Annotated in this window: 21 protein-coding genes and 1 tRNA gene; 9 read left to right on the top strand and 13 right to left on the bottom strand. The window is 66.6% G+C overall.

The window, feature by feature from the left end; genetic code table 11:
- Positions 1–16 precede the first annotated feature (16 nt).
- Complete coding sequence (locus tag AC1DCZ_RS12540; RefSeq protein WP_476974872.1) at positions 17–2,644, top strand: trehalase-like domain-containing protein; 2,628 nt, start codon at positions 17–19, stop codon at positions 2,642–2,644.
- 29 nt (positions 2,645–2,673) lie between these two features.
- Here AC1DCZ_RS12540 and AC1DCZ_RS12535 read toward each other — a convergent pair whose 3' ends face one another.
- Complete coding sequence (locus tag AC1DCZ_RS12535) at positions 2,674–3,825, bottom strand: GmrSD restriction endonuclease domain-containing protein (RefSeq protein WP_476974871.1); 1,152 nt, start codon at positions 3,823–3,825, stop codon at positions 2,674–2,676.
- A 281-nt stretch (positions 3,826–4,106) separates the two neighbouring features.
- On the opposite strand from AC1DCZ_RS12535, the gene AC1DCZ_RS12530 reads away from it, so the two are divergent.
- On the top strand, positions 4,107–4,706 hold the full coding sequence (locus tag AC1DCZ_RS12530) for a VC0807 family protein (RefSeq protein WP_476974893.1): 600 nt from the start codon (positions 4,107–4,109) through the stop codon (positions 4,704–4,706).
- A 318-nt stretch (positions 4,707–5,024) separates the two neighbouring features.
- Here the strand turns inward: AC1DCZ_RS12530 and AC1DCZ_RS12525 are convergent, their stop codons facing one another.
- The 4 genes from AC1DCZ_RS12525 to AC1DCZ_RS12510 all read right to left on the bottom strand — a co-directional run bounded on the left by AC1DCZ_RS12525 (position 5,025) and on the right by AC1DCZ_RS12510 (position 8,831).
- A complete protein-coding gene (locus tag AC1DCZ_RS12525) occupies positions 5,025–6,155 on the bottom strand; it encodes an FAD-dependent oxidoreductase (RefSeq protein WP_476974870.1) in 1,131 nt (376 codons plus the stop codon).
- A 59-nt stretch (positions 6,156–6,214) separates the two neighbouring features.
- Positions 6,215–7,141, bottom strand: a complete 927-nt coding sequence (locus tag AC1DCZ_RS12520; RefSeq protein WP_476974869.1) for an AEC family transporter — start codon at positions 7,139–7,141, stop codon at positions 6,215–6,217.
- 175 nt (positions 7,142–7,316) lie between these two features.
- The gene (gene panD, locus AC1DCZ_RS12515) at positions 7,317–7,745 is read right to left on the bottom strand and encodes an aspartate 1-decarboxylase (protein ID WP_476974868.1); all 429 of its coding nucleotides are present in this window, start codon (positions 7,743–7,745) and stop codon (positions 7,317–7,319) included.
- Between the two features lie 162 nt (positions 7,746–7,907).
- Positions 7,908–8,831 (bottom strand): LysR family transcriptional regulator, encoded by a 924-nt coding sequence (locus AC1DCZ_RS12510; protein ID WP_476974867.1) that lies wholly within the window; start codon positions 8,829–8,831, stop codon positions 7,908–7,910.
- A gap of 142 nt (positions 8,832–8,973) precedes the next feature.
- On the opposite strand from AC1DCZ_RS12510, the gene AC1DCZ_RS12505 reads away from it, so the two are divergent.
- Positions 8,974–10,437: an amino acid permease gene (locus AC1DCZ_RS12505; protein WP_476974892.1), complete on the top strand. Its 1,464-nt coding sequence runs from the start codon at positions 8,974–8,976 to the stop codon at positions 10,435–10,437.
- Positions 10,438–10,794: 357 nt separating this feature from the next.
- Positions 10,795–14,337 (top strand): bifunctional proline dehydrogenase/L-glutamate gamma-semialdehyde dehydrogenase, encoded by a 3,543-nt coding sequence (locus tag AC1DCZ_RS12500; RefSeq protein ID WP_476974866.1) that lies wholly within the window; start codon positions 10,795–10,797, stop codon positions 14,335–14,337.
- Between the two features lie 100 nt (positions 14,338–14,437).
- Here the strand turns inward: AC1DCZ_RS12500 and AC1DCZ_RS12495 are convergent, their stop codons facing one another.
- Positions 14,438–14,899 carry a hypothetical protein gene (locus tag AC1DCZ_RS12495; RefSeq protein ID WP_476974865.1) on the bottom strand — a complete coding sequence of 154 codons (462 nt, stop codon included), beginning with the start codon at positions 14,897–14,899 and terminating at the stop codon, positions 14,438–14,440.
- Positions 14,900–15,045: 146 nt separating this feature from the next.
- A complete protein-coding gene (locus AC1DCZ_RS12490; protein ID WP_476974864.1) occupies positions 15,046–15,900 on the bottom strand; it encodes a LysR substrate-binding domain-containing protein in 855 nt (284 codons plus the stop codon).
- Between the two features lie 137 nt (positions 15,901–16,037).
- Between AC1DCZ_RS12490 and AC1DCZ_RS12485 the strand changes: the two genes are divergently transcribed.
- Positions 16,038–17,408 (top strand): MFS transporter, encoded by a 1,371-nt coding sequence (locus tag AC1DCZ_RS12485; RefSeq protein WP_476974863.1) that lies wholly within the window; start codon positions 16,038–16,040, stop codon positions 17,406–17,408.
- Positions 17,409–17,504: 96 nt separating this feature from the next.
- Here AC1DCZ_RS12485 and AC1DCZ_RS12480 read toward each other — a convergent pair whose 3' ends face one another.
- From AC1DCZ_RS12480 to AC1DCZ_RS12470, 3 genes are all read right to left on the bottom strand, one after another.
- Entirely contained in the window at positions 17,505–18,665 is a 1,161-nt protein-coding gene (locus tag AC1DCZ_RS12480; protein WP_476974862.1) for a N(5)-(carboxyethyl)ornithine synthase, read from the bottom strand.
- The gene (locus AC1DCZ_RS12475) at positions 18,662–18,811 is read right to left on the bottom strand and encodes a hypothetical protein (RefSeq protein WP_476974861.1); all 150 of its coding nucleotides are present in this window, start codon (positions 18,809–18,811) and stop codon (positions 18,662–18,664) included. Before AC1DCZ_RS12475 ends, AC1DCZ_RS12480 begins: the two co-directional genes overlap by 4 nt.
- 147 nt (positions 18,812–18,958) lie before the next feature.
- Positions 18,959–19,032 (bottom strand) — tRNA-Gly (locus AC1DCZ_RS12470).
- 474 nt (positions 19,033–19,506) lie between these two features.
- Here AC1DCZ_RS12470 and AC1DCZ_RS12465 point away from each other — a divergent pair.
- The 4 genes from AC1DCZ_RS12465 to dcd all read left to right on the top strand — a co-directional run bounded on the left by AC1DCZ_RS12465 (position 19,507) and on the right by dcd (position 22,739).
- Complete coding sequence (locus tag AC1DCZ_RS12465) at positions 19,507–21,084, top strand: sugar transferase (RefSeq protein ID WP_476974860.1); 1,578 nt, start codon at positions 19,507–19,509, stop codon at positions 21,082–21,084.
- Positions 20,967–21,380, top strand: a complete 414-nt coding sequence (locus tag AC1DCZ_RS12460) for an adenylyltransferase/cytidyltransferase family protein (protein WP_476974859.1) — start codon at positions 20,967–20,969, stop codon at positions 21,378–21,380. The genes AC1DCZ_RS12465 and AC1DCZ_RS12460 overlap by 118 nt, the downstream gene beginning before the upstream one ends.
- Positions 21,381–21,614: 234 nt before the next feature.
- Positions 21,615–22,061 (top strand): SRPBCC family protein, encoded by a 447-nt coding sequence (locus AC1DCZ_RS12455; protein WP_476974858.1) that lies wholly within the window; start codon positions 21,615–21,617, stop codon positions 22,059–22,061.
- Between the two features lie 102 nt (positions 22,062–22,163).
- The gene (gene dcd, locus AC1DCZ_RS12450; protein ID WP_476895903.1) at positions 22,164–22,739 is read left to right on the top strand and encodes a dCTP deaminase; all 576 of its coding nucleotides are present in this window, start codon (positions 22,164–22,166) and stop codon (positions 22,737–22,739) included.
- A 25-nt stretch (positions 22,740–22,764) separates the two neighbouring features.
- Here dcd and AC1DCZ_RS12445 read toward each other — a convergent pair whose 3' ends face one another.
- Genes AC1DCZ_RS12445 through AC1DCZ_RS12435 form a run of 3 tightly spaced genes read right to left on the bottom strand, consistent with a single transcriptional unit; the run spans position 22,765 to position 25,892 of the window.
- Positions 22,765–23,961 carry a cation:proton antiporter gene (locus tag AC1DCZ_RS12445; RefSeq protein WP_476974857.1) on the bottom strand — a complete coding sequence of 399 codons (1,197 nt, stop codon included), beginning with the start codon at positions 23,959–23,961 and terminating at the stop codon, positions 22,765–22,767.
- Between the two features lie 5 nt (positions 23,962–23,966).
- Positions 23,967–24,449, bottom strand: coding sequence for a cation:proton antiporter regulatory subunit (locus AC1DCZ_RS12440; RefSeq protein WP_476895905.1), 483 nt, complete (start codon positions 24,447–24,449; stop codon positions 23,967–23,969).
- Between the two features lie 39 nt (positions 24,450–24,488).
- A complete protein-coding gene (locus AC1DCZ_RS12435; protein ID WP_476974856.1) occupies positions 24,489–25,892 on the bottom strand; it encodes an MFS transporter in 1,404 nt (467 codons plus the stop codon).
- Positions 25,893–25,946: the final 54 nt, after the last annotated feature.

Here is a 25,946-nt window from a genome sequence, read left to right as displayed (position 1 = left end):
CCGAAGGACTCCACATATGCCCACCCCCTTCAACCAGTCGCTGGCTGACTCTGCCCTCCTGACGAAATCCCTTCCGCTAGGCCTGCTCCGCGCCTTTGTGCAGACCAACGCCGCGGACGACGGACTGACGCCTCACCTGCTGGCCGAACTCAAGATCCTGGCCCGCACGCCGGGGCTCCTGGTGGCCTGCAACTATGGCGGCACCCTCTGCACCGCGGAGGGCATCTCCACCGAGACCCTGCCGCTGGCAAGCGCCGCGATCGCCCTCCGCGCCCTCGCGGCGCTGCCCAATACCCACGCCGCCGTCATCTCCGGCCGGTCCCTGCGCGATCTGGCCGCCGTTTCACGGCTGCCCGCGGAAGTCCATCTGGTGGGCTCGCATGGCGCGGAGTTCGACATGGGCTATGCGCACGGACTCTCGCTGGCCACCGAGTCCGTCCTCCAGCAGGCCAGCCAGGCGCTCGCCGAAACGGTGGGGGCCTACCGGGGCATTAGTATCGAACGCAAACCTGTTGCCGTGGCGGTGCACGCCAGGCATGCGGCGGCGGACATTGTGGCCCGGGCGCGAGAGCAGGCGGAGGAAATCGCCCGGGGACTCGGGCTGCATTTCATCGTCGACGGCTCAGTCCTGGACCTTTCCGTCGTCGAACCGTCCAAGGCTGCTGCCATGGAACACCTCCGCTCTGTGCTCGGCGTGAGTGCCGCCCTCTACGCGGGCGATGCCGCCAGCGACGAGCTCGCCATGGCCACCCTCCGTGGTCCGGACATGGCGTTGAGGGTGGGGGAGGGCCCGACCCTCGCCGCCCACCGGCTCCGGGACCCGGAGTCCTTCGCCCGTGTCCTGGCCATCCTCTTTGAACTGCGCAGGGCGTGGCTGTTCGGCGAAGACGCCGTGGGCCTGGAACGGCACTCGATGATCGGCAACGGCTCCTCCACCGCCCTCATCACCCCCGACGCCAAGATCTGCTGGATGAGCCACCCGCTGCCGGACTCGGGCTCGCTCTTCGCCCACCTTCTCGGCGGCGACGCAGCCGGACACTTTTCCGTGGAACCTGTGAAGTCCTCGCAGGTCCTCGGCCAGCGCTACGTGGACAGCACCATGATCGTCGAAACCCGCTGGGCGGACGTCACCGTGACCGACTATCTCGAGCCGGCGCCGGCAGGCATCACCAGCCTGGTCCGGGTGCTCTCCGGCACCGGCATGGCCAGGATTGTCTTTGCACCCCGCCCCGACTACGCCAATGCGCCGTTCAGCATGGAGGCCCGCGGCACAGAGCTGCATGTCGTCGGGACGGCGGACCCCATCATCCTCCTGGCGCCCGGGGTGAGTTTCTCCATCACCTCGAACGGCCGCCATGCCACCGCAACAGCCGAAATCGACCTCCGGCATGGTCCCGTTGTCCTCAACCTGCGCTGCGGCGATACGGAACCCCAGCCCGCCGAACCCGAAGACGAAACCGGGCGGCGCTCCGCCGTCGCGCATCATTCCCGGCGCTGGGTCCAGGACCTGCAGTTGCCCGGCGTGAAACCGTCCCTGGTGCGCCGGTCGGCACTGGTGCTGCGTGCCCTGGTCCACGAACCCACCGGCGCCGTGCTGGCCGCACCAACCACGTCGCTGCCGGAGGGGATCGGAGGTACCCGGAACTGGGACTACCGGTACTGCTGGCTCCGCGACGGATCCATGACGGTCAACGCGCTCGTGGATCTGGGCTCAACGCTGGAAGCTGAAGGCTTCCTGGCCTGGCTCGGGCGGATCCTGGCCCACACGCCGGGGCCGGAATGGCTCCACCCGTTGTACTCGGTGACCGGGGCGCCGCTGTCCACGGAGGCCATCATCGAGAGCCTGCCGGGCTATGCGGGTTCACGCCCCGTCCGGATCGGCAACGCGGCCGACCACCAGGTCCAGCTCGACGTGTTCGGCCCGGTAGCCGAACTGATCGACGCACTGAGCGCGCGCAGGGGTGTCCTGTCCGATGTGCACTGGGAGCTGATGGTCCAGATGGCCTCGGCGGTCCTGGCCCGGTGGCATGAGGCGGACCACGGGATTTGGGAGGCCCGGCGGGCACCGCGGCACCATGTCTACACGAAGGTGATGTGCTGGGTGGCGCTGGACCGGGCACTGCGCACGGCGGTACGCCACGGCCGGGAGCCCCTTCCGGCGTGGGCGCCGACGGCCGCCACCATCCGGGAGGAAGTCCTGCGCGAAGGCTGGGATGAGACCGCCAACTCCTACACCGTGGCGTATGACAGCCCGGACCTGGACGCCGCCGTGCTGCACATCGGCCTGTCCGGGCTGCTGGACGTCAGCGACCCGCGTTTCCTGGACACCGTCACGGCAGTGGAGCGGGAGCTGCGGGTGGGCCCCACGGTCTTCCGGTACCGGTACGACGACGGTCTGCCGGGACTCGAGGGCGGCTTCCACATCTGCACCACCTGGCTGATCGAGGCGTACGTGGCGGTGGGCCGGATCGAGGAGGCATGGGACTTGTTCGACCAGCTGGTGAACCTGTTCGGTCCCACGGGGCTGCTGCCGGAGGAATACGATCCCGGCACCGAAACCCATCTGGGCAACCACCCCCAGGCCTACTCACACCTGGGCTTCATCCGCTGCGCGCGGGTGCTGGACCAGCACCAGAAGAACTGAGGCGCTTCCGGGAAACGCCGGGGCGGCGCTTATTCGCAGGCAACGCCGTCTTTGTCGCGGTCAAGCTCCGGGCGGTAGCCGGCCTGGCCCGCGTAGAGGGGCGCGGCGCCGGCGGCGCGGGCCGCGGTACAGTTCGGGTAGTACGCGGCAGCCGGTGCGGGGGCCATCTGGACCTGCGCGGGGGCCGGTGCCGGTGCGGGGGCCGGGGCCGGTGCTGCTGCCGGTGCCGCCTGCTGGGCCTGGGCCGGAGCCGGCTCGGGAGCTGCTACTGCCGGCGGGCCAGCCTGGTCCGTTGGGGCAAGGGCGTCCGGGCAATCGCCCAGGACCCGGGCCATGGCATCGTGCTCGGCCTGGGTGACCCAGAGCCCGTAGCTGGACTTAACTGAGATCTGGCGGGCGACGTAATCGCAGCGGTAGGACTTGTTCGGCGGCAGCCAGGTCGCGGCGTCGCCGTCGCTCTTTTTGGTGTTGGTGGGGCCGTCCACAGCCAGGAGGTTCAGGGGATCGTTGGCCAGGGCCAGGCGCTGGGCCGGACTGAGCTGCTGGGCCCCCTTCTGCCAGGCATCGCTGAGGGCGACGACGTGGTCGATCTGTACCGCGGTGCTGGTGCTGTTGCCGCGGACGAAGTTGATGGCGGTCGCCGTATAGGGGTCGTTCAGGACACCGGAGAGCACCACGCAGTCATGTGTCCCGGGCTTCAGGGCGAGGGCTTTGAGGTCCCGCCGCAGCATGTCGTTTCGGGTGTCGCAGCCGTTGTGGTCGACATCGGCCCAGGCCTGGCCGAACTGCTCGCGCGAGTAGCCGGTCTTGGGCGCCCGGCCCTTCACGGGCAGGGTCGCCAGCACGGCCAGGGCCTTGCTGGCGAAGGCGGGCTGTTGGTGCGGGGCACTGGCACCGGCGACGGTGACCGCGGCCGTTGTGTCGGGATCCAGCGGTTCTGCGTCGGACGCGGCCGGGGCAGCGGACGGGGACACGCTGGCCGCCGCGGACGCGGTCGCCGGGGTACTCGCCGTCGGGGCCGCGGCCGGAACCGTGCCGGGGCCGGCGCAGGCCGTGGCGGAAACAAGCACTAGTCCGGCGAGGCCGCGTGCGATCCAGTCGACCGCCCCGATTTTCCTGCCGCCGGCGCGCCGTGATGGGCGGTTATCTGTCCGGTCGTTGTCTGCTTGGACGCTGTGCAATTCTTCCCCAATTCATGCTGTTGCCCCTGGCATCCAGGAGCGGCTTAAGACCGGTCCTAGCCTACCGCCGCACACAGCAACGCGGGGCCATGTCGCGCCCCTGATGCTCCTCTAGGCGTCACATCATGCAAAGGAGATTCCGAAGAGGGTCGTCGCCATTGGTTTGGGGGTCGGATCTAGCCATAATTGGGAGATCAGGATCTTGAACCCGCATCCGAAAAGGGGGATGGAGCACCCCGATGAACGCTGGGCAGGCTTCGGGACAGTCACGTCCGGGTTTGGTGACGCGTACGCTGGTCCGCGGTCTGGCTTGGGACGTAGGGCTACCGCTGGCTGCCTATTACGTCCTGCACGTGGCCGGTGCCACGGACTGGGCCGCGTTGTTGGCGGCGACGGGAGCCGCCGCCTGCCGGCTGGTTTGGACCGCGTTCAAGGGACATTCCCTGAACCCGTTTGCGATGCTGATGGTCATCGTCTTCGGACTGGGTCTGGGCCTGTCTTTCCTCACCGGTGACCCGCGGTTCCTGCTGCTCAAGGACTCGGCCATCACCGGCGGCATTGGAGTTTCGTTCCTGGTTTTGGCCGCTCTGGGACATCCCCTGACTTTGGACGCGGCCAAGACCTGGAGTCCGGAGCGCGCCGGGGAAATGGACCGGGAATTCCACAGCAAACCGGCCGTGCACCGCTGGCACCTGAAGATTTCCGCCGTTTGGGGTGGGGGACTGATTGCTGAAGCCAGCGCGCGGGCCGTCCTGGTCTATCTGCTGCCAATTGACGTCATGGTGGGGGTTTCGGCCGCCCTCGCAGTGATCGTTTTCGCCGCCCTCATCGCCTGGACTGTCCGGGACCGGAAACGACGGCAAGCAGCGTGGCCTGCCTGACGCCTCTGTGTCAGCTCATCGGAAGCCCATTGCCTGAGTAGGACCTGGCCATTTCTTGTGTCCTGGGTGGTTTGCCGCGGTGGTCTTTGTCGTCCGGAGCCGGAGCCGGAGCCGGAGGAAAAGCCGACCTCGTCTCGTGGTGAGACGGGGTCCGGTTGTCTGGGCCCATGGCGAAGGGGCCCGGTCGTCCACGTGGGTGCGGGTACAGCCCGAAGGGCTGAGCTTTTGCCGTGCCCGTTGGGTGGGCGGCCCGGGAGGGGCGGGGGGTGGCCCACCGTTGCTCCGGGTCCGCACAGAACGTCGGTATCCCCGCGGAAATCAGCGGAGCCCCGGCCGGCCAGCCGAGAACGCCACCGGCGCCCTGCCTGCGCCGGTCGCGAGGTCGGCCAGGATCCTGCCCACGACGGGCGTGAACTTGAACCCGTGGCCGGAAAAACCTGCCCCGATGACGATCGGGCCAATCCTGTCCAGGATAAAGTCCTCGTCCGCTGTGCTCGTATACGTGCAACTGATGTCGGTAAGGGAATCGGCGTCCACGCCCGGCAGCCAGTCCCGCGCGTAGTGCTGCAACGCCGCGCGTTGCCTGGGCTCCGGGGCGAACGATCTCCGGTCCGGGTCCGTCACCGGCCCCACCCCGTGCCAGCCGGCCTTGATACGCTCGCCGGGGGTGTGCATGCCGTAGATGGGCGAGTACCAGTAGTGGTATGCCTCTCCGGACCCCGGGAGGTGGTTGAACCCGGGCCAGACCGCCCCCTCGTCCGTGATCGCGAAATGCGCCGGCTGCTCCTGCGTGACCGTGAGCCGGGGCAGCCCGGCGACGCCGGCGAGCAGCTTCGAGGTCCAGCCGCCGGCCGTGACCACGGCCTGCCGGGCGGCCAGCACTTCGGTCCGGCCGCCCTCTTCGAGAGTGAGAGTCACCCCGTCGTCGAGGATCTTCAGGTCCACAACCTTGACATGGTGGCGGACGTCGGCGCCGTGGCGGGCGGCAAGGCGCTGCAGGGCCGGCAGCGCGGCGTCGGGGTTCAGTTGGCCGCCGTCGGGCATGTGCAGCACCTGCTGGTCGAAACGGATGCCCCGCCAGCGCTCGGCGGCTTCCTCGGCGGCCAGGAGTTCGGCCCGCAGCCCGGCCCCGAGGAGTGCATCCCGGATCGCGTCCAGCCGCGGGTCGGTGCCGTGATTGACAACCCCGGTGCGGGACAACAGCGTCTCGCCGCTGTCCGTCTCAAGCTCGTTCCAGAGCCGCACGGCCTCGGCGAGCATGGCGACGTAGTCAGGATCCGCGTAGCCGGGGTTGAAATTGCGGGTGGTGCCGTGGGAGGCGCCGTTGCGGTGGCCCGGTCCGAACTGTTCCAGCAGGGTCACTTGACGGCCACGCCGGGCCAGGGCCCATGCGGTGGCGGAGCCCATGGCCCCGCCGCCGATGACGACCGTATCCAGGGTTGTTCTCAATGGTCCTCCAGGGTGTGGCGGCGGCTTTCCGGTGTGCCCGTCAGTGCGCGGGCGGGGCGTCAGGCGAGGAGCAGGGCCACGCCGATCATGACCGGCACAGCCACCACCGTCGTGGTCAGGACGGTGTCCTTGGCAACGGTGAGGCCGGTCCGGTAGCGGCTGGCCGCGACAAAGACGTTCTGGGCGGTGGGAAGGGACGAGGTCACCACCACAGCGAACAGCCCGTGCCCGTCCATGCCGAGGCCAAAACGGGCAAAAAGATAGGCCAGCAGCGGGTGGACGACGAGCTTGAAGCCGCTGGCCAGCAGCGTGTCGAGCCGGCGACCGGCGGCGGCCTGCAGCGGGCGGGAGCCATTGAGGCTCATGCCGAACGCGATCAGCATGGCCGGAATCGCGGCGCCGCCGATCAGGTGGATGGGCTGCATGACCAGCTCTGGCACCTGCCAGCCGCTCCCGGCCACTGTCAGACCCAAGGCCGAGCCCACGATCATCGGATTCCGCAGGATCATGAGCCCGAACCCGGGCAAAGTGGTGCGGTGCGCGCTCGTCGTGGTGTCCAGGGCCATCAGGAACAGGGGTGTGAAAAAGGCCAGTTGGAAGATCAGCAGCGGCGCCACATAGCTGGCGTCGCCCAGGACAAAGACGGCGATGGGGATGCCCAGGTTGGCCGAGTTGGCCAGCGAAGCGCTCATGGAGGACATGAGGGATTCCGGCACACTCCGTTTGAGCATGACACGAACGACTCCAAAAAACAGCGCCGCCGTCGCGATGGCGCCGACCGCCGTCACGAGCAGCGGGGCCGCGAAGACGTCGTGGAGTTTCGCCTTGCTGAGCGTCTCGAACAACAGGGCCGGGCTGGCGACGAAGAACGTCAGGGCGCTGAGCACTGAGCGGGCGTTCTCACCCAGGATCTTCCGCCGGCCGACAAACATGCCCACGAGGATGATGCACCACACGACGAAGAAGCCCTCGAGAACCCCTAGCACGCGGGCCTCCGCCCAGGCCGGCGGAAGGGACTCCGGACGGCGGCGGTCGGGGCTGCGGGAAGGATCACCGTCCCAGACTAATCAGCTTTATTGACCAAACGGCGTTGTTACGCCCGACGGCGGCCCGGCGTCGGACGGCGGTCGTGCCGCCCCCGGTGGTGGCGGAGGCTGGCTGTTAGTTCAGGGAGGCGTTGTTCAGTGCGTGCGGAGGGCGCATGAGCCCCGGAGTGATCCCGTCCGCGGGGTCGTTGCCGACCTGCACGATCTTGTTGTCCTTGTCCACGTGGACGACCTTGGGGTTGTAGGCCTTCGCCTCGTCCGTGGTCATCTGGGCATACGTGATTAGGATGACGATGTCGTTCTCGTGCATCAGGTGCGCCGCCGCGCCGTTGATGCCGATGACGCCGGAACCGCGCTCACCGGCAATCGTGTACGTTTCCAGCCGGGCGCCATTGGTGACGTCGACAATCGCCACGAGCTCGCCGGGGAGGATGTCGGCGGCCTCGAGCAGATCCAGGTCCACCGTGACGGAACCGACGTAGTGCAGGTCCGCGTGCGTGACCGTGGCGCGGTGGATCTTGGATTTGAATATTGTGCGATTCATAACCCCACCAGTCTAACGCGGGGCCGGGACTCGCGCTGTGGCCCACGGCACACGGAGGCTGGCGTGAGCAGGGCCGACGCCGGCGTGTTCGCCGCCGCTGCTCAGGCGGGAACCGCCTGCCTGACTTCCGCCCGACGTCGGGCCGCAGCGTGACGCCGCTGCTCAGGCGGGCAGGGTCTTCGCCGCCGGGGCGATAGAGGCTGCCGTCGCAGCCAGGATCTCCCGGGCCGCGAGGATGGCAGGCCGCTTCGTGCTGGAGCGCCGCACTGACGTGAAGACTGTCCGGTGCGGATCCCCCGGCAGGTCGAGCAGCTGTGCTGTGGTTCCCCGGCCGGTCCAGACCAGGTCCGGCATCAGGGCGACGGCATTGCCCGACTCGATCAGCCGGATCTGCGCCTGCAGGTCCGCCGTTTCAAAGCGGACGTCGGGCTCGAAGCCGGCGCTGCGGCAGGCCTGTTCGGCCCAGTGCCTCGATGCAGCGCCGCGGGGCTCCATGACCCAGGGCAGCGCGGCCGTGTCCGCCAACGTGGTGATGGCGGCCCGCTCCGGAGACGCCGGCGGAACGGCGAGCCGGATCGCGTCGGTGGTCAGTGCGATGCGGTCCAGCTCGGCATAGCGGGGAGCGGCATGGCCCGGGTATTGCTCGGCGATCACCAGATCGAAGTCCCGCGCCCACGTCTCATGGAGGGCGGTCTCCGGTTCCCGCTGCGTCATTTCCACCCTGACCTCCGGGTAGCTCGAGGACATCCGGGTCAGGGCGTCCGGCATGAGGGCCAGCGCCGCGGATTGGAAGACGGCGATCCGGACCGTGCCCGTCACGGTGGTCAAGGACGCCGCCAGATCCGCTTCCGCCTGTTCCAGGGTCTCCAGCAGCTGGGCCGTATGGATCACGAGGACTTCGGCCTGGGGCGTGAGCTGCACACGGCGTCCGGTCTTCCGGAGCAACTCGACCCCCGCCTCCTTCTCCAGCAGGGCGAGCTGCTGCGAGACCGACGAGGGGCTGTACTGGAGTGCTTCTGCGACCTCCGCCAGTGTGCCCCGGATTTTCAGTTCGCGCAGCAGGCGCAAACGCCGGACGTCGAGCATCGCTATTCCTTTGTGAATTCTAATGGTTATTGATTAGGAGAATTCACTTTATCTAATGCAATCAGCCTTGCATACTGTTGTGACTCGGTAACCCCCATCACAGGGTGGATTGATGGGCACCACACCTAAGCAGGAGACCCTGATGAATGCAAAAGACCCTACCCAGTCGATCATGCGGCGTAAGCCCATTGATGACATAGAAGAAGAAAACAAACACAGCGGATTGTTCAAGAGCCTGGGGCTGTGGCAGCTGACGGCCATCGGCGTCGGCGGCATTATCGGCGTCGGCATCTTTTCGCTGGCTGGCCTCGTGGCCCACGGAAGCGAGAGTTCCCCGGGGGTGGGGCCGGCAGTGCTGTTCTCCTTCCTCATTGCCGGCCTGGCATCGGCGGCAGCGGCGCTGAGCTACGCGGAGTTTGCCGGCATGATCCCGCGCGCCGGTTCGGCGTACACCTACGGGTACGTGGCCCTGGGCGAAGTAATCGGATGGTTCATCGGCTGGGACCTGCTGCTCGAATACATTGCCATCGTTGCGGTGGTGGCCATCGGCATCTCCGGCTACTTCGACGCGTTCCTTTCCGGCATTGGCATCCACATGCCCACCTGGATGACCTCGACGTTTGACGAGGGAAAGGGCGGAATCATCAATGTTCCGGCCATCCTGGTCTGCCTGCTCGTCACCTGGATCCTCAGCCGCGGCACCAAGGCCTTTGGCCGGTTTGAACTGGCGGCGGTAGCCATCAAGGTGGTGCTGATCCTGTTCATCATTGGACTGGGCATGTTTTACATCAAGGCGGACAACTACAACCCGTTCATGCCCAGCGGGTTCGGCCCCGTGCTTGCAGGCTCCGCCACCGTGTTCTTCGCGGTCTTCGGCTACGACGCCATGAGCACCGCGGCGGAAGAAGCCAAGGACGGCAAGAAGCACATGCCGAAGGCCATCGTCATTTCGCTCATCATCGCCATGCTCCTGTACGTCGCCGCGACCCTGGTGCTTACCGGCATGCAGAACTACAAGGACATCGACCCCAAGGCCGGCTTCGCCTCCGCCTTCAACGGCGTGGGGCTGCCGGTCATTGCCACGATCATCTCGGTGTTCGCGGTCCTGTCCATCCTCACGGTGATGCTGACCTTCCTGCTCGGCGTCACCCGCGTCTGGTTCTCCATGAGCCGCGACGGACTGCTGCCGGGCTGGTTCGCCAAGACCGACCGCCACGGCACCCCTCAGCGGGTGACCTGGATCGCCGGCGTCGCCTCGGCCCTGCTGGCCGGCGTGTTCCCGATCAAGGCCGTGGCCGACCTCACCAACATCGGCATCCTCGCGGCGTTCGTCGTCGTGTGCCTGTCGGTCATCATCTTCCGGTACAAGAAGCCGGATGCGCCGCGGACGTTCCGGCTGCCTCTCATGCCGGTGGTTCCCGCGTTCGGCGTGCTGGCCTCGGGCCTGCTCATGCTCCAGCTGCCGTGGGAAACCTGGGTCCGCTTCGTGGTCTGGCTCATCATCGGGCTTGCCATCTACTTCAGTTACGGACGCAAGCACTCGCTGATGAACCCGGACAGCCCGCGGCATGAGGAAGCCGTGGAGATGCACCGCCACGTCGGCTAACCGCCAACGCTCCCTCACGTCCTGCGGCTTTCCCGGGGACGTTCCCTCATGTCCGGCGGCTATTCCGGGGACGCTCCCTCAGGTCCGGCGGTTATTCCGGGGACGCTCCCGCAGGTCCGGTCCAATACCGACGAACCCTCTCTCGCCTATGTGGGAGGGGGTTTGCCGTTTTTCGGCCAAAGGTGAGGGAGGGTGGCCTGTGGTCCTGCAGGAGCTGAGGGAGGGTGGCGAGGGGAGGCGGGTACGTTCGCTTTTTCTAACCAGTATTGCTCAGAAAACATCGCTTTATCTTATGAAAATCCCGTCCCATACTGATTCATAAGAGGTCCACATCTTGAGAAAGCACGAGAACCAGCCATGACCAACATCTCCACGGAGTCCGGCGTGTCCACCGGCAGCGGCGCAGGCAATGAAGCCGCGCACGCCGCCGTTTCCGAAGGCTCCCCGGTCCTTGAGGCCGCGGCCCTCGCCGAGGAAACCACCGCGCTGGTGCGCCACTGGCTCACGGAGGCCTCGAAGGTCCCCGTCGACGCCTCCGCCGAGCAGCTCGCCGGTGTCCTGAAGGACCCCAACGGGCTGGACTTCACGGTTGGGTTCGTCGACGGCGTCGTCCGTCCCGAGGACCTGCAGGTCGCGGCGCGCAACCTGGCTGCACTGGCCCCCAAGGTTCCGGCGTTCCTGCCCTGGTACATGCGCAGCGCCGTCCGCCTCGGCGGCACCATGGCCCCGGTCCTGCCGCAGGTGGTGATCCCGGTCGCCCGCCGTGTCCTCCGCGAGATGGTCGGCCACCTGATTGTCGACGCCACCGACGCCAAGCTGGGCCCGGCCATCGCGAAGATCCGCAAGGACGGCATCAAGCTCAACGTCAACCTCCTCGGTGAGGCAGTCCTCGGCGAGCACGAGGCCTCCCGCCGGCTCGAGGGCACCCACGCCCTGCTCTCCCGCCCGGACGTCGACTACGTCTCCATCAAGGTCTCCTCCACCGTGGCCCCGCACTCCGCTTGGGCGTTCGATGAGGCCGTGGAGCACGTCGTCGAGAAGCTCACCCCGCTCTTCACCCGCGCCGCCTCCTTCGCCGGCGGCGGACAGAGGGCCAAGTTCATCAACCTGGACATGGAGGAATACAAGGACCTGGACATGACCATCGCGGTCTTCACCCGGATCCTGGACAAGCCCGAATTCAAGGACCTCGAGGCCGGCATCGTGCTCCAGGCGTACCTCCCGGATGCGTTGTCCGCCATGATCCGCCTGCAGGACTGGGCCGCCGCCCGCCGCGCCGACGGCGGCGCCGCGATCAAGGTCCGCGTGGTCAAGGGCGCCAACCTGCCGATGGAACAGGTGGAGGCCTCCCTGCACGACTGGCCGCTCGCCACCTGGAACACCAAGCAGGACTCGGACACCAACTACAAGCGCGTCATCAACTACTCGCTGCACCCTGACCGGATCCGCAACATCCGGATCGGCGTCGCCGGCCACAACCTCTTCGACATCGCGTTTGCCTGGCTGATGGCCAAGCAGCGCGGCGTGGAGTCCGGCATCGAATTCGAGATGCTGCTCGGCATGGCCCAGGGCCAGGCCGAAGCCGTCAAGAAGGACGTCGGCTCCCTCCTGCTCTACACCCCGGTGGTCCACCCCGCCGAGTTCGACGTCGCGATCGCCTACCTGATCCGCCGCCTCGAAGAGGGCGCCAGCCAGGACAACTTCATGTCCGCCGTCTTCGAACTCAGCGAGAACGAATCTCTTTTCGAGCGTGAGAAGCAGCGCTTCCTGGCCTCGCTCGCCAAGCTCGACGACGAGGTTCCGCCGCCGAACCGCCGGCAGAACCGTGCCCTCCCGGCCGCGCCGCTGCCGCACGATTCGTTCGAGAACACCGCGGATACCGATCCGTCGCTGCCCGCGAACCGCGACTGGGGCCGCGCCATCCTGGGCCGCGTGGGAACCTCAACGCTGGGCAACGCCGCCGTCGAGGCCGCCACGATCAACGATGCGGCGACCCTGAACGCCGTCATCGAGACCGCCGTCGAGAAGGGCAAGGCCTGGGGTGCCCTCTCTGGCGCCGAGCGCGCCGAGATCCTGCACCGCGCCGGCGACGTCCTCGAGGCCCGCCGCGCCGACCTCCTCGAGGTCATGGCCAGCGAGACCGGCAAGACCATCGACCAGGGCGACCCCGAGGTCAGCGAGGCCGTTGACTTCGCGCACTACTACGCCGAATCGGCCCGCAAGCTCGACGACGTCGACGGCGCCACGTTCGTCCCGGCCAAGCTCACCGTCGTGACCCCGCCATGGAACTTCCCGGTCGCCATCCCGGCCGGCTCCACCCTGGCGGCCCTCGCCGCCGGCTCCGCCGTCGTCATCAAGCCCGCCAAGCAGGCCCGCCGCAGCGGTGCCGTCATGATCGAAGCCCTCTGGGAGGCCGGCGTTCCCCGCGACGTCCTCACCATGGTCCAGCTGGGCGAGAGGGAACTGGGCCAGCAGCTGATTTCCCACCCGGCCGTAGACCGCGTCATCCTGACCGGCGGCTACGAGACCGCCGAGCTGTTCCGTTCCTTCCGCAAGGACCTTCCGCTCCTGGCCGAAACCAGCGGCAAGAACGCCATCATCGTTACCCCGAGCGCGGACCTGGACCTCGCGGCCAAGGACGTGGCCTACTCCGCCTTCGGCCACGCGGGCCAGAAGTGCTCCGCCGCGTCGCTCGTGATCCTCGTCGGATCGGTGGCTAAGTCCAAGCGCTTCCACAACCAGCTGGTCGACGCCGTCACATCGCTGAAGGTCGGCTACCCCGAGGACCCGGCCAGCCAGATGGGCCCGATCATCGAGCCTGCCAACGGCAAGCTCCTCAACGCCCTCACCACCCTCGGCGAAGGGGAAAGCTGGGCCGTGGAGCCGCGGAAGCTGGATGAGACCGGCAAGCTTTGGAGCCCGGGCGTGCGTTCCGGCGTCCGGCGCGGCTCGTACTTTCACCTCACCGAGTTCTTCGGCCCGGTCCTCGGCGTCATGACCGCGGACACGCTGGAAGAGGCCATCGCCATCCAGAACCAGATCGACTACGGCCTCACGGCCGGCCTGCACTCACTGAACACCGAGGAGCTCGGGCTCTGGCTCGACACCATGCAGGCCGGAAACCTCTACGTCAACCGCGGCATCACCGGCGCCATCGTCCAGCGCCAGCCCTTCGGCGGCTGGAAGAAGTCGGCCGTCGGTGCCGGCACCAAGGCCGGGGGCCCGAACTACCTCGTCGGACTCGGCGAATGGACCACCAAAGCCAGCACCGCCGCCGGCACGCCGGACTCTGCGCCGGCACACTCCGGCGTGCGCCGGATCGAGGACGCTGCCAAGGGCTTCCTGGCCGCCGACGAACTGGCGCCGCTGCAGCGGGCGCTGGCCTCCGACGCGCTCGCCTGGGCCAAGGAATTCGGCACCGCCAAGGACGTCTCCGGACTGAGCGCCGAGCGCAACATCTTCCGCTACCGGGCCCTGCCCGTCACAGTGCGCCTTTCCGCGGGCGAGCCGCTCGCCGACCTCGTCCGGACCATCGCGGCCGGCGTCCTCGCCGGCTCGGCCTTGACTGTCTCCAGCGCCGTTGAGCTGCCCGCCCAGCTGCGCGCCGTGCTGTCCGGCCTCGGCATCGTCTCCACCGTGGAGGACGACGCCGACTGGCTCGCCTCCGCCGGCAGGCTCGCCAACGCCGGCAAACTCTCCGGCGCCCGCATCCGGCTCATCGGCGGAGACGCGAAGGCCCTTGCCGAGGCCACCGGTGGACGGCCGGATCTCGCGGTCTACCTCCACCCGGTCACGGAAGCAGGACGCGTTGAACTGCTGCCGTTCCTGCATGAGCAAGCCATCAGCATCACGGCCCACCGCTTCGGCACGCCGAACCACATCTCGGACAGCCTGATCTAGGTCCCTTCCAGACGCTGCCGGTAACGGATATCGCCGCCGTGTGCGCGCCCTCGGGTGCACGCACGGCGGCGATCTCGTTAAGGCTGTGGGTCGCTGTGGCTTAGCCGAAGTACCAGCCCGGCGGCACCCAGGTAGCGGGAACCGCGTGGGCAGAGAAGTCGTCGCAACCGGAGCAGAAGTACGTGACTTCTCCCAGCTTGGCAACAGAACCGTCTCGCCTGTGCGTGGCAGGGACAAAGGTCTCCAGATAAATGAATTCATCGGTGCCGCAGCGCTCGCAGTATGGGTTGCTGACATAGTCGGCATCCCCCAGTGTGGCGCGGTGGGCATCGGCCCGGCCCAGGCTCGGATGCTCCGCGGGCGCACCACGATGAACAGTGGGAGATCCGGCACGCGCCACCGGAGGCGTCGGCCGCGCCGGTTTCAGCGCGTGCACCGCCTGGGCTGCGGGAAGATGGGGACTGCTCGTGGCTGGCATCATCGTCGGCCTATCCCGAACGCTCCGGTGCTCCAGCCGCACGGCATGAGCGATGGACAGCGTTCGTTTACGAATCGTTGTCATCGGCCTCTGCTTGACCGTTAACACTGTCAGGATAGATGAAGTGCTGGCGCCGTTCAATGGGCCAGTAAGTACGGTCCACAAGTAAGTAGTACGGCCCGTAGGTACTCGGCGCTGCTTTCTACTTGCCCGGCGGATCCCTCCCAGCGTCAGGCGGAGCGTTTCAGGGTCCGTCCCACGATCGCCTGGGTGAGGGCATCGATCACCTCGGTATTGGCCAGGGGGTTGCGGATCAGGGTGAAATCGACCTCGCCCACAGGCGGGAGATCGAAGCGCCGCGTGATGATCTTCAGGTCCTCCGGCACCAGCGAGGAGGGCATGACGGCAACCCCGATGCCTGCCCGGACGGCTGCCAGCACACCGCTGATCTGCCGTGTCGTGCAGGTAATCCGCCAGGTCCGGCCCGTGGACTCGAGTGCATCGATGGCCAGCTTCCGGCTCAAGCTGGGGGAGGGGTAGGCAATGAGGGGAACCGGGTGTCCCGGGTCCAGCGAGGTCTGTTCCAGGCCGACCCATGCGAAGGAATCCTGCTGGACCACGGTGCCGTCTTTGGCCCCTGCCACCCACTTGACGAAGACCAGGTCCAGTTGGCCGGCGTTGAGCCGTTTGTAGAGCTGGTCGCTTTGGCCCACCGTCAGTTCCAGGTTGATCTGGGGATAGATCTGGCGGAACTCACGCAGGATTCGGGGGAGGCCGGTGATGGCGAGGTCGTCGGCCGTGCCGAAGCGCAGGCGCCCGCGCATGGCCGACCCGGAGAAGTAGCGCGAGGCGGCGTCGTGTGCGGAGAGGATGCTGCGGGCGAAGCCGGCCATGGCGTCGCCGTTGTCCGTGAGGCGCACATCGCGGGTGTCACGGGCGATCAGGACCCGCTTGGCGGCTGCCTCGAGCTTTCGGACGTGCTGGCTGACCGTGGGCTGTGCGAGGCCGAGGCGCTCCGCCGCCCTCGTGAAGCTCAGGGTTTCGGCCACAGCCAGGAAGGACCGGAGCTGGGCGGGTTCAAACATGAGGTCTCCGGATTGGTGTCGCGGACGGTGCATTGCGTTTTGTAATGCTAGTTATGCGGGGAATAGGCTTCCGCAATCCCCTGGGGCCAGCCTAGCGTTAAGTCCATCCCACTCACCCGCTCCCTTGAGGACTTTCCGTGGCACCCCCTCCGCCGTTGCAGGCTTCCGACACCCACCTTCCGGATACCGTCACCCAACCGATCGCCGTCGTCAACGAGCGCCTTCCGTGGCGCCACACTTTCATTTCGCTGAAGGTCCGCAACTTTCGGATCTTCGCAGTGGGCCACTTCGTGGCCGTCATCGCCCTGTGGATGCAGAGGATCGCCCAGGACTGGCTCGTGCTCCAGCTCTCCGGATCCGTCACTGCCGTCGGGATTACCGTTGCGCTGCAGTTCATGCCCTCTCTGTTCCTCGGGCCGTGGGCAGGGATGATGGCGGACCGCTTCGCAAAGCGCAAGATCCTGATGCTGTGCCAGTCGGTGGCTGCAGTGCTCGCGGCAGTGCTCGCGGTGCTGGCCTTGCGCCAGCAGATCGAAGTCTGGCACGTCTACTCGATTGCCCTGGTCCTGGGCCTGGTCACCGTGCTGGACCAGCCGTCGCGGCAGGTTTTCGTCAATGAGCTGGTCGGACCCGCGTATCTGCGGAACGCCATCAGCGTGAATTCCACGACCTTCCAGCTCGGGGGCCTGATCGGCCCGGCGCTCGCTGGCCTGCTGCTTACGGCTGTTGGCGCCGGCTGGGCTTTTGCCGCCAACGCCCTGGCCTGCTGTTCCACGGTGGGCATGCTCCTGATCCTCCGCAAGGACCAGCTGCATGTCAGCGCCCCGGTCCCGAAGCGCAAAGGCATGCTGAAGGAGGGGCTCGACTACGCGCTGAGCAAACCCACCATCTACTGGCCGTGGCTCATGGCCGGCTTCGTGGCGGTGTTCGCGATGAGTCTCCCCGTGCTGTTGGCTGCGTTTGCGGACCACGTGTACGACGCCGGGGCGGCCGGCTACGGACTGCTGAACGCGCTGGTGGCACTGGGCGCGCTGGCCGGCGCCATCACCTCGGCGAGACGCCGCCAGCTCCGGCTGCGGTCCGTAGTCCTGGGGGCAGGGATGTACGGACTGATGCTCTGCCTCGCGTCCATGGCGCCGTCAATGGCGTGGTTTGGCGCGGCCATGGTGCTGTCCGGCTTTTGGTGCCTGATGTTCCTGACCGCCGCGAACCAGCTGGTCCAGATCAGCTCCAACCTGGCCATCCGCGGACGGATCATGAGCCTGTACATCATGGTCCTGATCGGCGGTCAGGCGATCGGCGGCCCGATGATGGGCTGGCTCGCCGAGCACGTAAACCCGCACACCGCCGTCCTCATCGCCGGCGGGGTGCCCGTGCTGGCGGCAGTGGCGGTCGCCGTCGCCCTGGCACGGCGGGGCCAGCTGATGCTCAGGGTCGACCTGAAGGACCGGCGTCGCCTGCTGCGGATCGTGAAGCACCCGGGTCGGCAGTCAGTAGCCACACCCTAGCTTTCCGCACCGTTTTCGGACACCCGCTGCATGGATCCACGCAGCGGCTGTCCATTTTCATAGCGCAAAAACGAGTGCCCGTGAACACCCGGGCTGCTAGTCCGCGAGGGGCGGGTGCGGGTACTCCGGCGCCCGCTGCTGGAACTGCAGCACGTCCTTGTTGAGAATGACGCCGTCGCGGATTTCGATCGCCCGGCGGATGGTCTCGTTCTTCATCCACGCCCCGGGGCCGGAGACTACGGTCTCCAGGAAGGGCAGCAGCGCCTCGCTGATTTCCCAGCTGGAGGAATTCCAGAGGTAGGACGGGCTGTGGTCCACCGCGTAGTAGTCAATGTGTTCGCCGACCTTGAACATGGGTTCGGCGAAGGTGGTGGTTTTCGCCCAGCTGAAGCCCATTCCCTCGTCGCAGGAGACGTCCACGATCAGGCTGCCCGGACGGAATGCGTCCAGGTCCTCGGACCGCAGGTAGGTCAGCGGCGCGTTGGGGTCCTGCAGGGTGCAGTTGACCACGATGTCGCTCTCAGCGAGGAACGGAGCCAGCGGCACGCGCCCGCGCTCGGTGATGACCTCGCTGAGGAAGGGGGCCTGGTCATCGTGGTCGAACTGCGCGATCCGCACCGAATGGATGGGTGACCCCACGGCCGCGACCCCGCGGTTGGTCAACACCTGGACATCATGGATGCCGTGGGCATTCAGTGCCGTTACCGCGCCGCGGGCAGTGGCCCCGAAGCCGATGACAACGGCGCTCAGGCGCCGGCCGTAGACGCCGGTGGAACCGGTCAGCGCCAGGGCGTGCAGCACGGAGCAGTAACCGGCCAGTTCGTTGTTCTTGTGGAACACGTGCAGGCCGAAGCCGCCGTCGCTGGCCCAGTGGTTCATCGCCTCGAAGGCGATCAGGGTGAGCTTCTTGTCAATCGCCAGCTGGGTGATCGCCCGGTCCTGGACACAGTGCGGCCAGCCCCAGAGGATCTGGCCGTCACGGAGCTCGGCAAGGTCTGCGGGCTGGGGCTTTGGCAGGAGTACGACGTCGGCATCCGCCAGCAGTTGCGCGCGCGGCACGATGCGCCGCACGAGCGGCGCCAGATGGGCGTCGGAAACGCCGAACCGTTCGCCGTAGCCTTCTTCAAGGATCAGCTGCTGGCGCAGTTCCGGGGCGATTCGGTCAATATGGAGCGGGTGGATCGGGAGGCGGCGCTCGGCGGTTTTCCGCGCGCTGGCCACGACTCCAAGAGTGAGGTGCTTCGGTGCACTTGTCACTTCTTTTTGGGGCTCGCGGACTTGGTGGCGGTTACCTTGTCGAGGGAGCTGGCCGGCGCCGAGGCGGCTTTCTTGTCAGCGCGCTTTTCCTTGAGGGATTTGCCGGACTTCTTGGATGCTGCTTGACGGGGGGATTTGTCAGCCATGATCGCTCCTGTAGCGGAACCGAGGGGTTCCTGACTCCTGACGATACAGGTAATGACCTAACGGGATGCCGGCGGGGCCAGGTGCCCTGCACTACGGGGTTCCCAGCGGGACTGGAGCGGCCGCGGGGCGGGCCCCGGCGGGGGAATTGGAGCGGCTGACGGGAATCGAACCCGCGTATCAAGCTTGGGAAGCTAGCGCTCTACCATTGAGCTACAGCCGCAGTGGGACTAGCCAATAATCTGGTCAATAATCCCGGTGAAACAACGAGATTTACAATACCTCAGTCTGGCGCGCTCCTTGAACACCTGAGCCGCGGGCCGACCAGATTTCGCGGCTTTGCTTGTGCGCTTCCGGCGGCATGTTCTTCCGGCCCCAAAAAAATATTGGGGCACACCCCGCCGACGAACAGGTAGCACTCTCTCAGAGCTGGGTGATTCGTGCAGGTAGAGGCGAGTGGTCAGCAAATCAAAGAGGCGTAGAGCACACTCGTGTGCCCCCTAAAGTCATCTATTTTACTTGGCAGAGCACAGCCAACCCACTCGCTAGAAGGTCGCGCCATGTTTAACCAGAAGTTGATGGTAGTCCATCCTTCCCCGCCATCGGATGGACTGGGCCAGCAAGGTTTTATCTCCAGACACTCCGGCCCCGTCTCCCAAGGCGATGCGGAAGCTGCCCGCGCCCTTCGGCGGCGGCCATGAGCGAACTCAAGCAGCGCCGGCCATTCCACGCGGCGGCCCGGTTGAGGGATCCGGCGCGGCTCCAGGTGCGCCCGCGCCCGTCTGCTGGGTCCCTGCATGCGACGTGGGACGACGAATCCCGGATTGACACCACGGCGCCAAGGAGCGCCGCCACCCTACGGTGGAAGAAGTTCGCCAACCGTCTTCGAATCACCGACACGGCAGCGATTGCCGTGTCGGTGGCTTCGGCATACGTCTTTCGGTTCGGCGCCGATGCAACGACCCCCACCGGGGTGGACTTCGAAGCGCGATATCTGGTGGTCTCCATACTGCTCCTTGTGGCCTGGATCGCTGTCCTGGAGGTCTACCACACCCGTGACAGCCGGACGTTTGGTGTCGGCGCCGCGGAATACAAGCGTGTGGCACAAGCCACGCTCAAGCTGTTCGGCGCGCTGGCCATAGCGATGGTCTTTGTCCGGTTTGACGTGGTGCGTGGCTACTTCGCCGTCGCGTTGCCCTTGGGGCTGCTTCTGCTCACAGGCACCCGATGGCTTTGGCGCAACTGGCTGAACCGTAAGCGGAGCCGGGGCGAGTTCCTTTCCCGAGTGATTGTGATCGGAGAGGCGACAGACGTCGAGTACGTGATCAACCAGATCGAAAAGAACTCAACCGCCGGTTACCAGGTCTCCGGAGTGGCGCTCCCGACCTTGGAGAAGTCCACGGAGCTGCGGCCCCCGTGGTACCGGGTCCCGGTGGTATCTACCCTGGCCGATGTCTCGCGGATGGTGGAAGTGGCGGGTGCGGACGCCGTCATCGTCGCAGGGCCGGTCCCGGGTGGCAGCAAGTACATCCGGGAACTTGGGTGGAAACTCGAGGCCACGGGAACGGAGCTGGTCCTGGCCTCCAGCCTCACCAACGTTGCCGGTCCCCGAATCCACTGGCGTCCGGTCGACGGACTGCCGCTCGTGCACGTGGAGCTGCCCCAGTACGCAGGGGGCAAGCATGTTCTGAAACGTGTCGTGGATATCGCCGCCGCTTCCCTGGCGCTGCTGGTGTTGTCGCCCCTCCTGCTGGTTCTCGCCATCGTCGTGAAACGGGACAGCCGCGGCCCCATCATCTTCCGCCAGTTACGGGCGGGCAGAAACGGCATTCCATTTCACATGCTGAAGTTCCGGTCGATGGTTCAGACTGCCGAAAAGGACCTCGATTCCCTGCGTGAGCTCAATGAGGGTTCCGGACTGCTCTTCAAAATCCGGGACGATCCACGGGTCACCAAGTGCGGGCGATGGATGCGCAAGTATTCGCTGGACGAGCTTCCGCAGTTCTGGAATGTCCTGACCGGCGAAATGAGCCTGGTCGGACCCCGCCCGCCGCTGCCCACGGAAGTCGAAGGCTACGAGAAGTTCACCAACCGCCGGCTGCTCATTAAACCTGGAATAACGGGGTTATGGCAGATCAACGGCCGTTCCACCCTCCCGTGGGAGGAGAGCATCCGCCTGGATCTCTACTACGTGGAGAACTGGTCGCTTACCGGGGACCTGATCATCATGTGGAGGACTTTCAAAGCCATGCGCAGCCCAGTCGGCGCCTACTGAAAGGAGGTGGCGTAACCAGCCGATTAGGCAACGCAGCCGGAGCCTTTGACCTCTTCCATGCCGGCCATCTCAATTTGCTCGGCGACGCGAAGGCGCACTGTCATCTCGCGATCGCCGGAGTCGTTACGGACGAGCGGCTGATCCAGACGAAAGGCCGGGCGCCGGTAATTCCCCAGGCCGAGCGCCTCGACATCGTCCGGCACATCCGCTACCTGGATGAGGCGATAGCAGAGTCTCTTCCCGGGACATCTTGCACACGTCCAGCACCGCGCTCCGCCGGACCCCGGGGCCCCTGAATTCCGGACTTCAGGCGCTGGCATCCCCATCAAGGGCTGCCCTACGTAGTCCCTCCACTTTTCTGCCCGGCGAGTGGGGGCCCGCTGATGTAGTGGCAGCCCATGGGTAACTCTTCGGTAAAGGCTCCTGAGTCGCCGCGGAATGGGCGCCGCCACTGAATATCCTGATCCAGTTAGCTGCAGTTCCGGGGAAGCGGGCTACGCCCATCAGCCGTCCGCCGAGCAAGGATCCCAGTGGCATTCGCAGAGTACGACATCGTCATTCACCGCGGTGCCATGAGCGTCTACAACTTCCTGCTGGACGCCAGGAATCTCCCGAGCTGGCGGGAAGGGATCCGCAGCGTCGACCTTGAAGCGGGCTCGCCGGGGGCCAAGGGAGCCGTGTACCGGCAGACTTCCGCCGGACCCGGCGGCCGAACCGTTGCCACCGATTTTGAGATCACCGAAGCCCGGCCAGGCGCCGAGATCCAGTACCAGGTGATTGTCGGATCGGCCCGCCCGCATGGCGGCTACTACTTGAGCACGGAAGGAACGAGCACCCGCGTCCGTTTCGCCCTGGAATGCGAGGCCAAGGGATTCCTTGCCCGCGTGACGAACTCGTTCCGCCGGCGGATGAAGGCCGAGGTCTGCCAGTTGGAGCGGCTCAAGGCCGTGCTGGAAGACATGTCCGCCGAAGATTAGCCGGGTACCGGCTACCAGGGGCAGGCAAACCCGGAGGTAACACTGGGCCTGCGCGCCGGCCTGGGCGGTGTCCGTGGCAAGGAGTGCGGTATTTTTGATCCTGTGCTGATCTCTGACCGCGACATTCGTACTGAAATCGACTCCGAACGGATTGTTCTGGAGCCCTTCGACCCTGTCATGGTCCAGCCCTCGTCGGTGGACGTCAGGATTGACAGGTTCTTCCGGCTCTTCGACAACCACAAGTACGCCCACATCGATCCGGCGGAGGAGCAGCCCGACCTGACCCGCCTCGTCGAGGTCGAGCCCGGGGAACCGTTCATCCTGCACCCGGGGGAATTTGTCCTCGGCTCGACCTACGAGACTGTGACCCTGCCGGACGACATCGCCGCCCGGCTGGAAGGCAAGTCCTCATTGGGCCGGCTGGGCCTCCTGACGCACTCGACGGCTGGCTTCATCGACCCCGGATTCTCAGGCCACGTCACCTTGGAGCTGTCCAACATGGCCACACTGCCGATCAAGTTGTGGCCGGGCATGAAGATCGGCCAGCTGTGCTTTTTCCGGCTGTCCTCGGCCGCGGAACACCCCTACGGATCCGGCGAGTACGGCAACCGCTACCAGGGCCAGCGCGGTCCCACAGCCAGCCGCAGCCACCTGAACTTCCACCGCACTGAGATCTAAGGCGCAGCCTGCCCGGCAGCCTCAGCTAGGCCGGCCCTGCCGCCCGGACGGCGGCCCTCTTGGCAGGCCGGCGCAACGTCCGCACGATCGGTTCCACGAAGCGCGCGGCGAGCGGGCCCATGATGGCCATGATGAGCACGTAGGCGGTCGCCAGGGCTGCCAGTTCGTGGGGCACGGCGCCGGAGGCCACGGCAAGGCCTGCGATGACGATCGAGAACTCGCCGCGGGCAATCAGGGCCGCCCCGGCTCGGAAACGACCGGGCACACCTATCCCTGACCGCCTGGCAGCCCAGACTCCCGTGACCACCTTGGTGGCCGCCGTCAAGACGGCCAGCAGCACGGCCCAGCCGAGGGCCGGCGGGATGGTTGTCGGGTCCGTGTTGAGGCCGAAGACCACGAAGAAAATCGCCGCAAAGAGGTCACGGAGCGGCTCCAGGATCCGGGTGGCGCTGTGGGCCGTGGCACCGGAGATGGCAATGCCGAGCATGAAGGCGCCCACAGCCGCGGAGACCTGCAGGGCGGCGGCCAGCCCGGCCACGAGCAGCGCGGCGCCGAGCAGGTTCAGAAGGAACACCTCGGAGTTCTCGCTGTGCACAGCCCTTGACACATGGTGGCCGTGGCGCAAGGCCACGACCAGGACAAAAGTTACGACTGCCAGGGAAATTCCCACGGTCTGGAGGCCCATGAGAACGCTGACGCCGGCCAGGGTGGCCGTCAGGATGGGCAGGTAGACGGCCATGGCCAGGTCCTCGAAGACCAGGATGGACAGGATTACCGGGGTTTCCCTGTTGCCGATCCGTCCCAGATCAGTGATGACCTTGGCGGCAATTCCGGATGACGAAATGTACGTGACGCCGCCCATCACCATGGCCCCGACCAGGCCCCAGCCCAGCATCACTGCCAGCCCGGCGCCGGGGAGGAAATTGAGCAGCAGATCCAGGACCCCGGCCTGCCAGGAACGGCGCAGCCCCGTCACGAGTTCCGCTGCCGTATATTCCAATCCGAGCATCAACAGGAGCAGGATCACGCCGATCTCGCTGGAGAGATGGGCGAACTCGTGCATTCCTTCGAGTTTGACCAGGCCTCCGGCGCCGAAAAAAAGCCCGCCCACCAAGTAGAGCGGGATGGGGGACATGCCGATCCGCCCGGCCAGCCTCGCCAGCAGGCCGAGGCAGAAGACGACGGCCCCCAGTTCGATCAGGGTCAGTGCGAGCGGATCCATGCCGTTCAGCCGTTGCGGAGAATGCCGGCCGCCGTATCCAGTCCTTCTTGGGTTCCGACCGCAACGAGGAGATCACCGGGGTGCAGGACGACGTCGGGACCCGGGGAGGGGAGCACCTCGCCCTCCCGCATGATGGCCACGATCGAGACGCCGCTGCGGGTACGGATGCAGGCCTTGCCCATCGGCTGGTCGTGGAAGGGCGATTCGGCTCCGATTGAGAATTGCCGGGTGACGATGCCGGGGACTTCCCGGTGGGCTTCGGAGAGCTGCATCGCCAGTCGCTGGCCGCCCAGGAGGTTGCCAAGGGCGGCGGCCTCGTCGGCGGTCAGCGGGATGGACGCCTGGCACGTGTCAGGGTCGTCCCACGTCGAGACGATCAGTTCCGTCTGGCCCTCGCGGTATTCCACGACGCCGATCCGTCGCCCTGAGGCGGTCATGAAGTCCTTGCGCCGGCCGAGGCCGGGGAGGTCTGTCTCATCCACGTTCATGTCTTCAGCCTAGTGCGCGCACCGGCTTTTCGGGGATCCTCAGACCGCCGGTATGACCGCGATTTCGGCCCTGCCCGGCGGCTTGACCGGCAGCAGGACCAGCAGCCCGGCCAGCAAGACGACCATGATGCCGAGGATCCCCCAGCGCTGCGCTTCGCCCGCCGCCACGAGCGGGGTGGCAACGGCGATGCACAGGGTGAACAAGGCGGGGGCGAGGAAGCTCACCGCACGGCCGGTCGTGGCGTAGAGGCCGAAAAGCTCGCCGGACTCGCCATGAGGGGCGAGCCTTGCGAGGTAGGCGCGCGACGAGGACTGCGCCGGACCCACGAACAGGCACAGGAACAAGCCGAACGTCCAGAACGTGGCCCTGCCGGCCCAGTCCGCGCCGAAGACGACGTAGCTGCCGTTGCCCAGCACCAGGATGGCGCTACCCGCGACGAGGAGACCGGCCAGGGAGCCGATGATGACTGCCTTCGGTCCGATCCTGTCATCCAGGAAGCCTCCGATGATGGCACCGGCGGCGGCCACGACGTTGCCGAAAATCGCGAAGAAGATCACGTCCTTCAGTCCGAAGCCGAAGGTGCCGGCAGCGATGATGCCGCCGAACGTGAACACCGCGGCCAGCCCGTCCCTGAAGATGGCGCTCGCGAGCAGGAAGTAGATCGTGTGCGGACTTGTCTTGTAGATTGCCCTGATGCGGCGGAGGAGCAGGCCGTACGACGCCAGGAACCCCAGGCCAGAGCCCTGCCGTGCCTTGGGAACCTCCGGCACGGCGAACAGCACCGGGAGGCCGAAGACGAAGAACCAAAGGGCGGAGAATACGGCGACCAGCCGGATGTTGAGGCTGTCCTGGGTTGACGCGCCGAACCACTGAAAGCTGGGCTGGACGAACAGTTGGAGCACAACGAGCAAGGCCACGATGCCGCCGAGGTACCCCATGCCCCAGCCGAAGCCGCTGATCTTGCCGATATTCCGTGGGGTGGAGATCTGCGCGAGCATGGCGTTGTAATTCACCCCGGCGAACTCGAAAAACACATGCCCCAGCGCAATAAGGCTCACGCCGAGCACCAGGAACTCCGGGCGCGGGAAGACGAAGAAGCACAGTCCCGTGAGAAGCGCGACGGCGGCCGTGTTGACCCCCAGCCACAGCTTGCGCCGGCCGCCGGTGTCGGAGCGCTGGCCGGTGACCGGGGCCAGCAAGGCGATGGCCGCGCCAGCGATGGCCAGGCCGCCGCCGAGCACCGCTGAGGCCTGGTCTTCGCCGCCGAATGCCTTGGAGGTCAGGTACACGGTGAAGACGAACGTGGTCATGACGGCGTTGAAGGCCGCGGAGCCCCAGTCCCACGCCGCCCAGGCCAGGACACGCCCCCGGTTGGAAACGGAGTTCCCGGATTCCAGTTCCGGTGACGGTCGCATGGCCTCGGGGGCGGCGGCGGAGTTCATAGCGAAAATAATATCCGCTGTGCGCGCCGCCCCGGCGCCGCCGGCCCAGGGAAT

Source organism: Arthrobacter sp. 10N418, from assembly GCF_056394725.1.
The sequence above is the reverse complement of the archived record's forward strand: the minus strand, read 5'-3'. Positions and strand labels throughout refer to the sequence as shown.

Excerpts from the sequence above, each read along its gene's own strand:
- AC1DCZ_RS12540 (WP_476974872.1), top strand. The coding sequence starts at position 17 with ATGCCCACCCCCTTCAACCAGTCGCTGGCTGACTCTGCCCTCCTGACG.
- panD (WP_476974868.1), bottom strand. The coding sequence starts at position 7,745 with ATGAATCGCACAATATTCAAATCCAAGATCCACCGCGCCACGGTCACG.
- AC1DCZ_RS12510 (WP_476974867.1), bottom strand. The coding sequence starts at position 8,831 with ATGCTCGACGTCCGGCGTTTGCGCCTGCTGCGCGAACTGAAAATCCGG.
- AC1DCZ_RS12505 (WP_476974892.1), top strand. The coding sequence starts at position 8,974 with ATGAATGCAAAAGACCCTACCCAGTCGATCATGCGGCGTAAGCCCATT.
- AC1DCZ_RS12500 (WP_476974866.1), top strand. The coding sequence starts at position 10,795 with ATGACCAACATCTCCACGGAGTCCGGCGTGTCCACCGGCAGCGGCGCA.
- AC1DCZ_RS12495 (WP_476974865.1), bottom strand. The coding sequence starts at position 14,899 with ATGACAACGATTCGTAAACGAACGCTGTCCATCGCTCATGCCGTGCGG.
- AC1DCZ_RS12490 (WP_476974864.1), bottom strand. The coding sequence starts at position 15,900 with ATGTTTGAACCCGCCCAGCTCCGGTCCTTCCTGGCTGTGGCCGAAACC.
- AC1DCZ_RS12475 (WP_476974861.1), bottom strand. The coding sequence starts at position 18,811 with ATGGCTGACAAATCCCCCCGTCAAGCAGCATCCAAGAAGTCCGGCAAA.
- AC1DCZ_RS12465 (WP_476974860.1), top strand. The coding sequence starts at position 19,507 with ATGAGCGAACTCAAGCAGCGCCGGCCATTCCACGCGGCGGCCCGGTTG.
- AC1DCZ_RS12445 (WP_476974857.1), bottom strand. The coding sequence starts at position 23,961 with ATGGATCCGCTCGCACTGACCCTGATCGAACTGGGGGCCGTCGTCTTC.
- AC1DCZ_RS12440 (WP_476895905.1), bottom strand. The coding sequence starts at position 24,449 with ATGAACGTGGATGAGACAGACCTCCCCGGCCTCGGCCGGCGCAAGGAC.
- AC1DCZ_RS12435 (WP_476974856.1), bottom strand. The coding sequence starts at position 25,892 with ATGAACTCCGCCGCCGCCCCCGAGGCCATGCGACCGTCACCGGAACTG.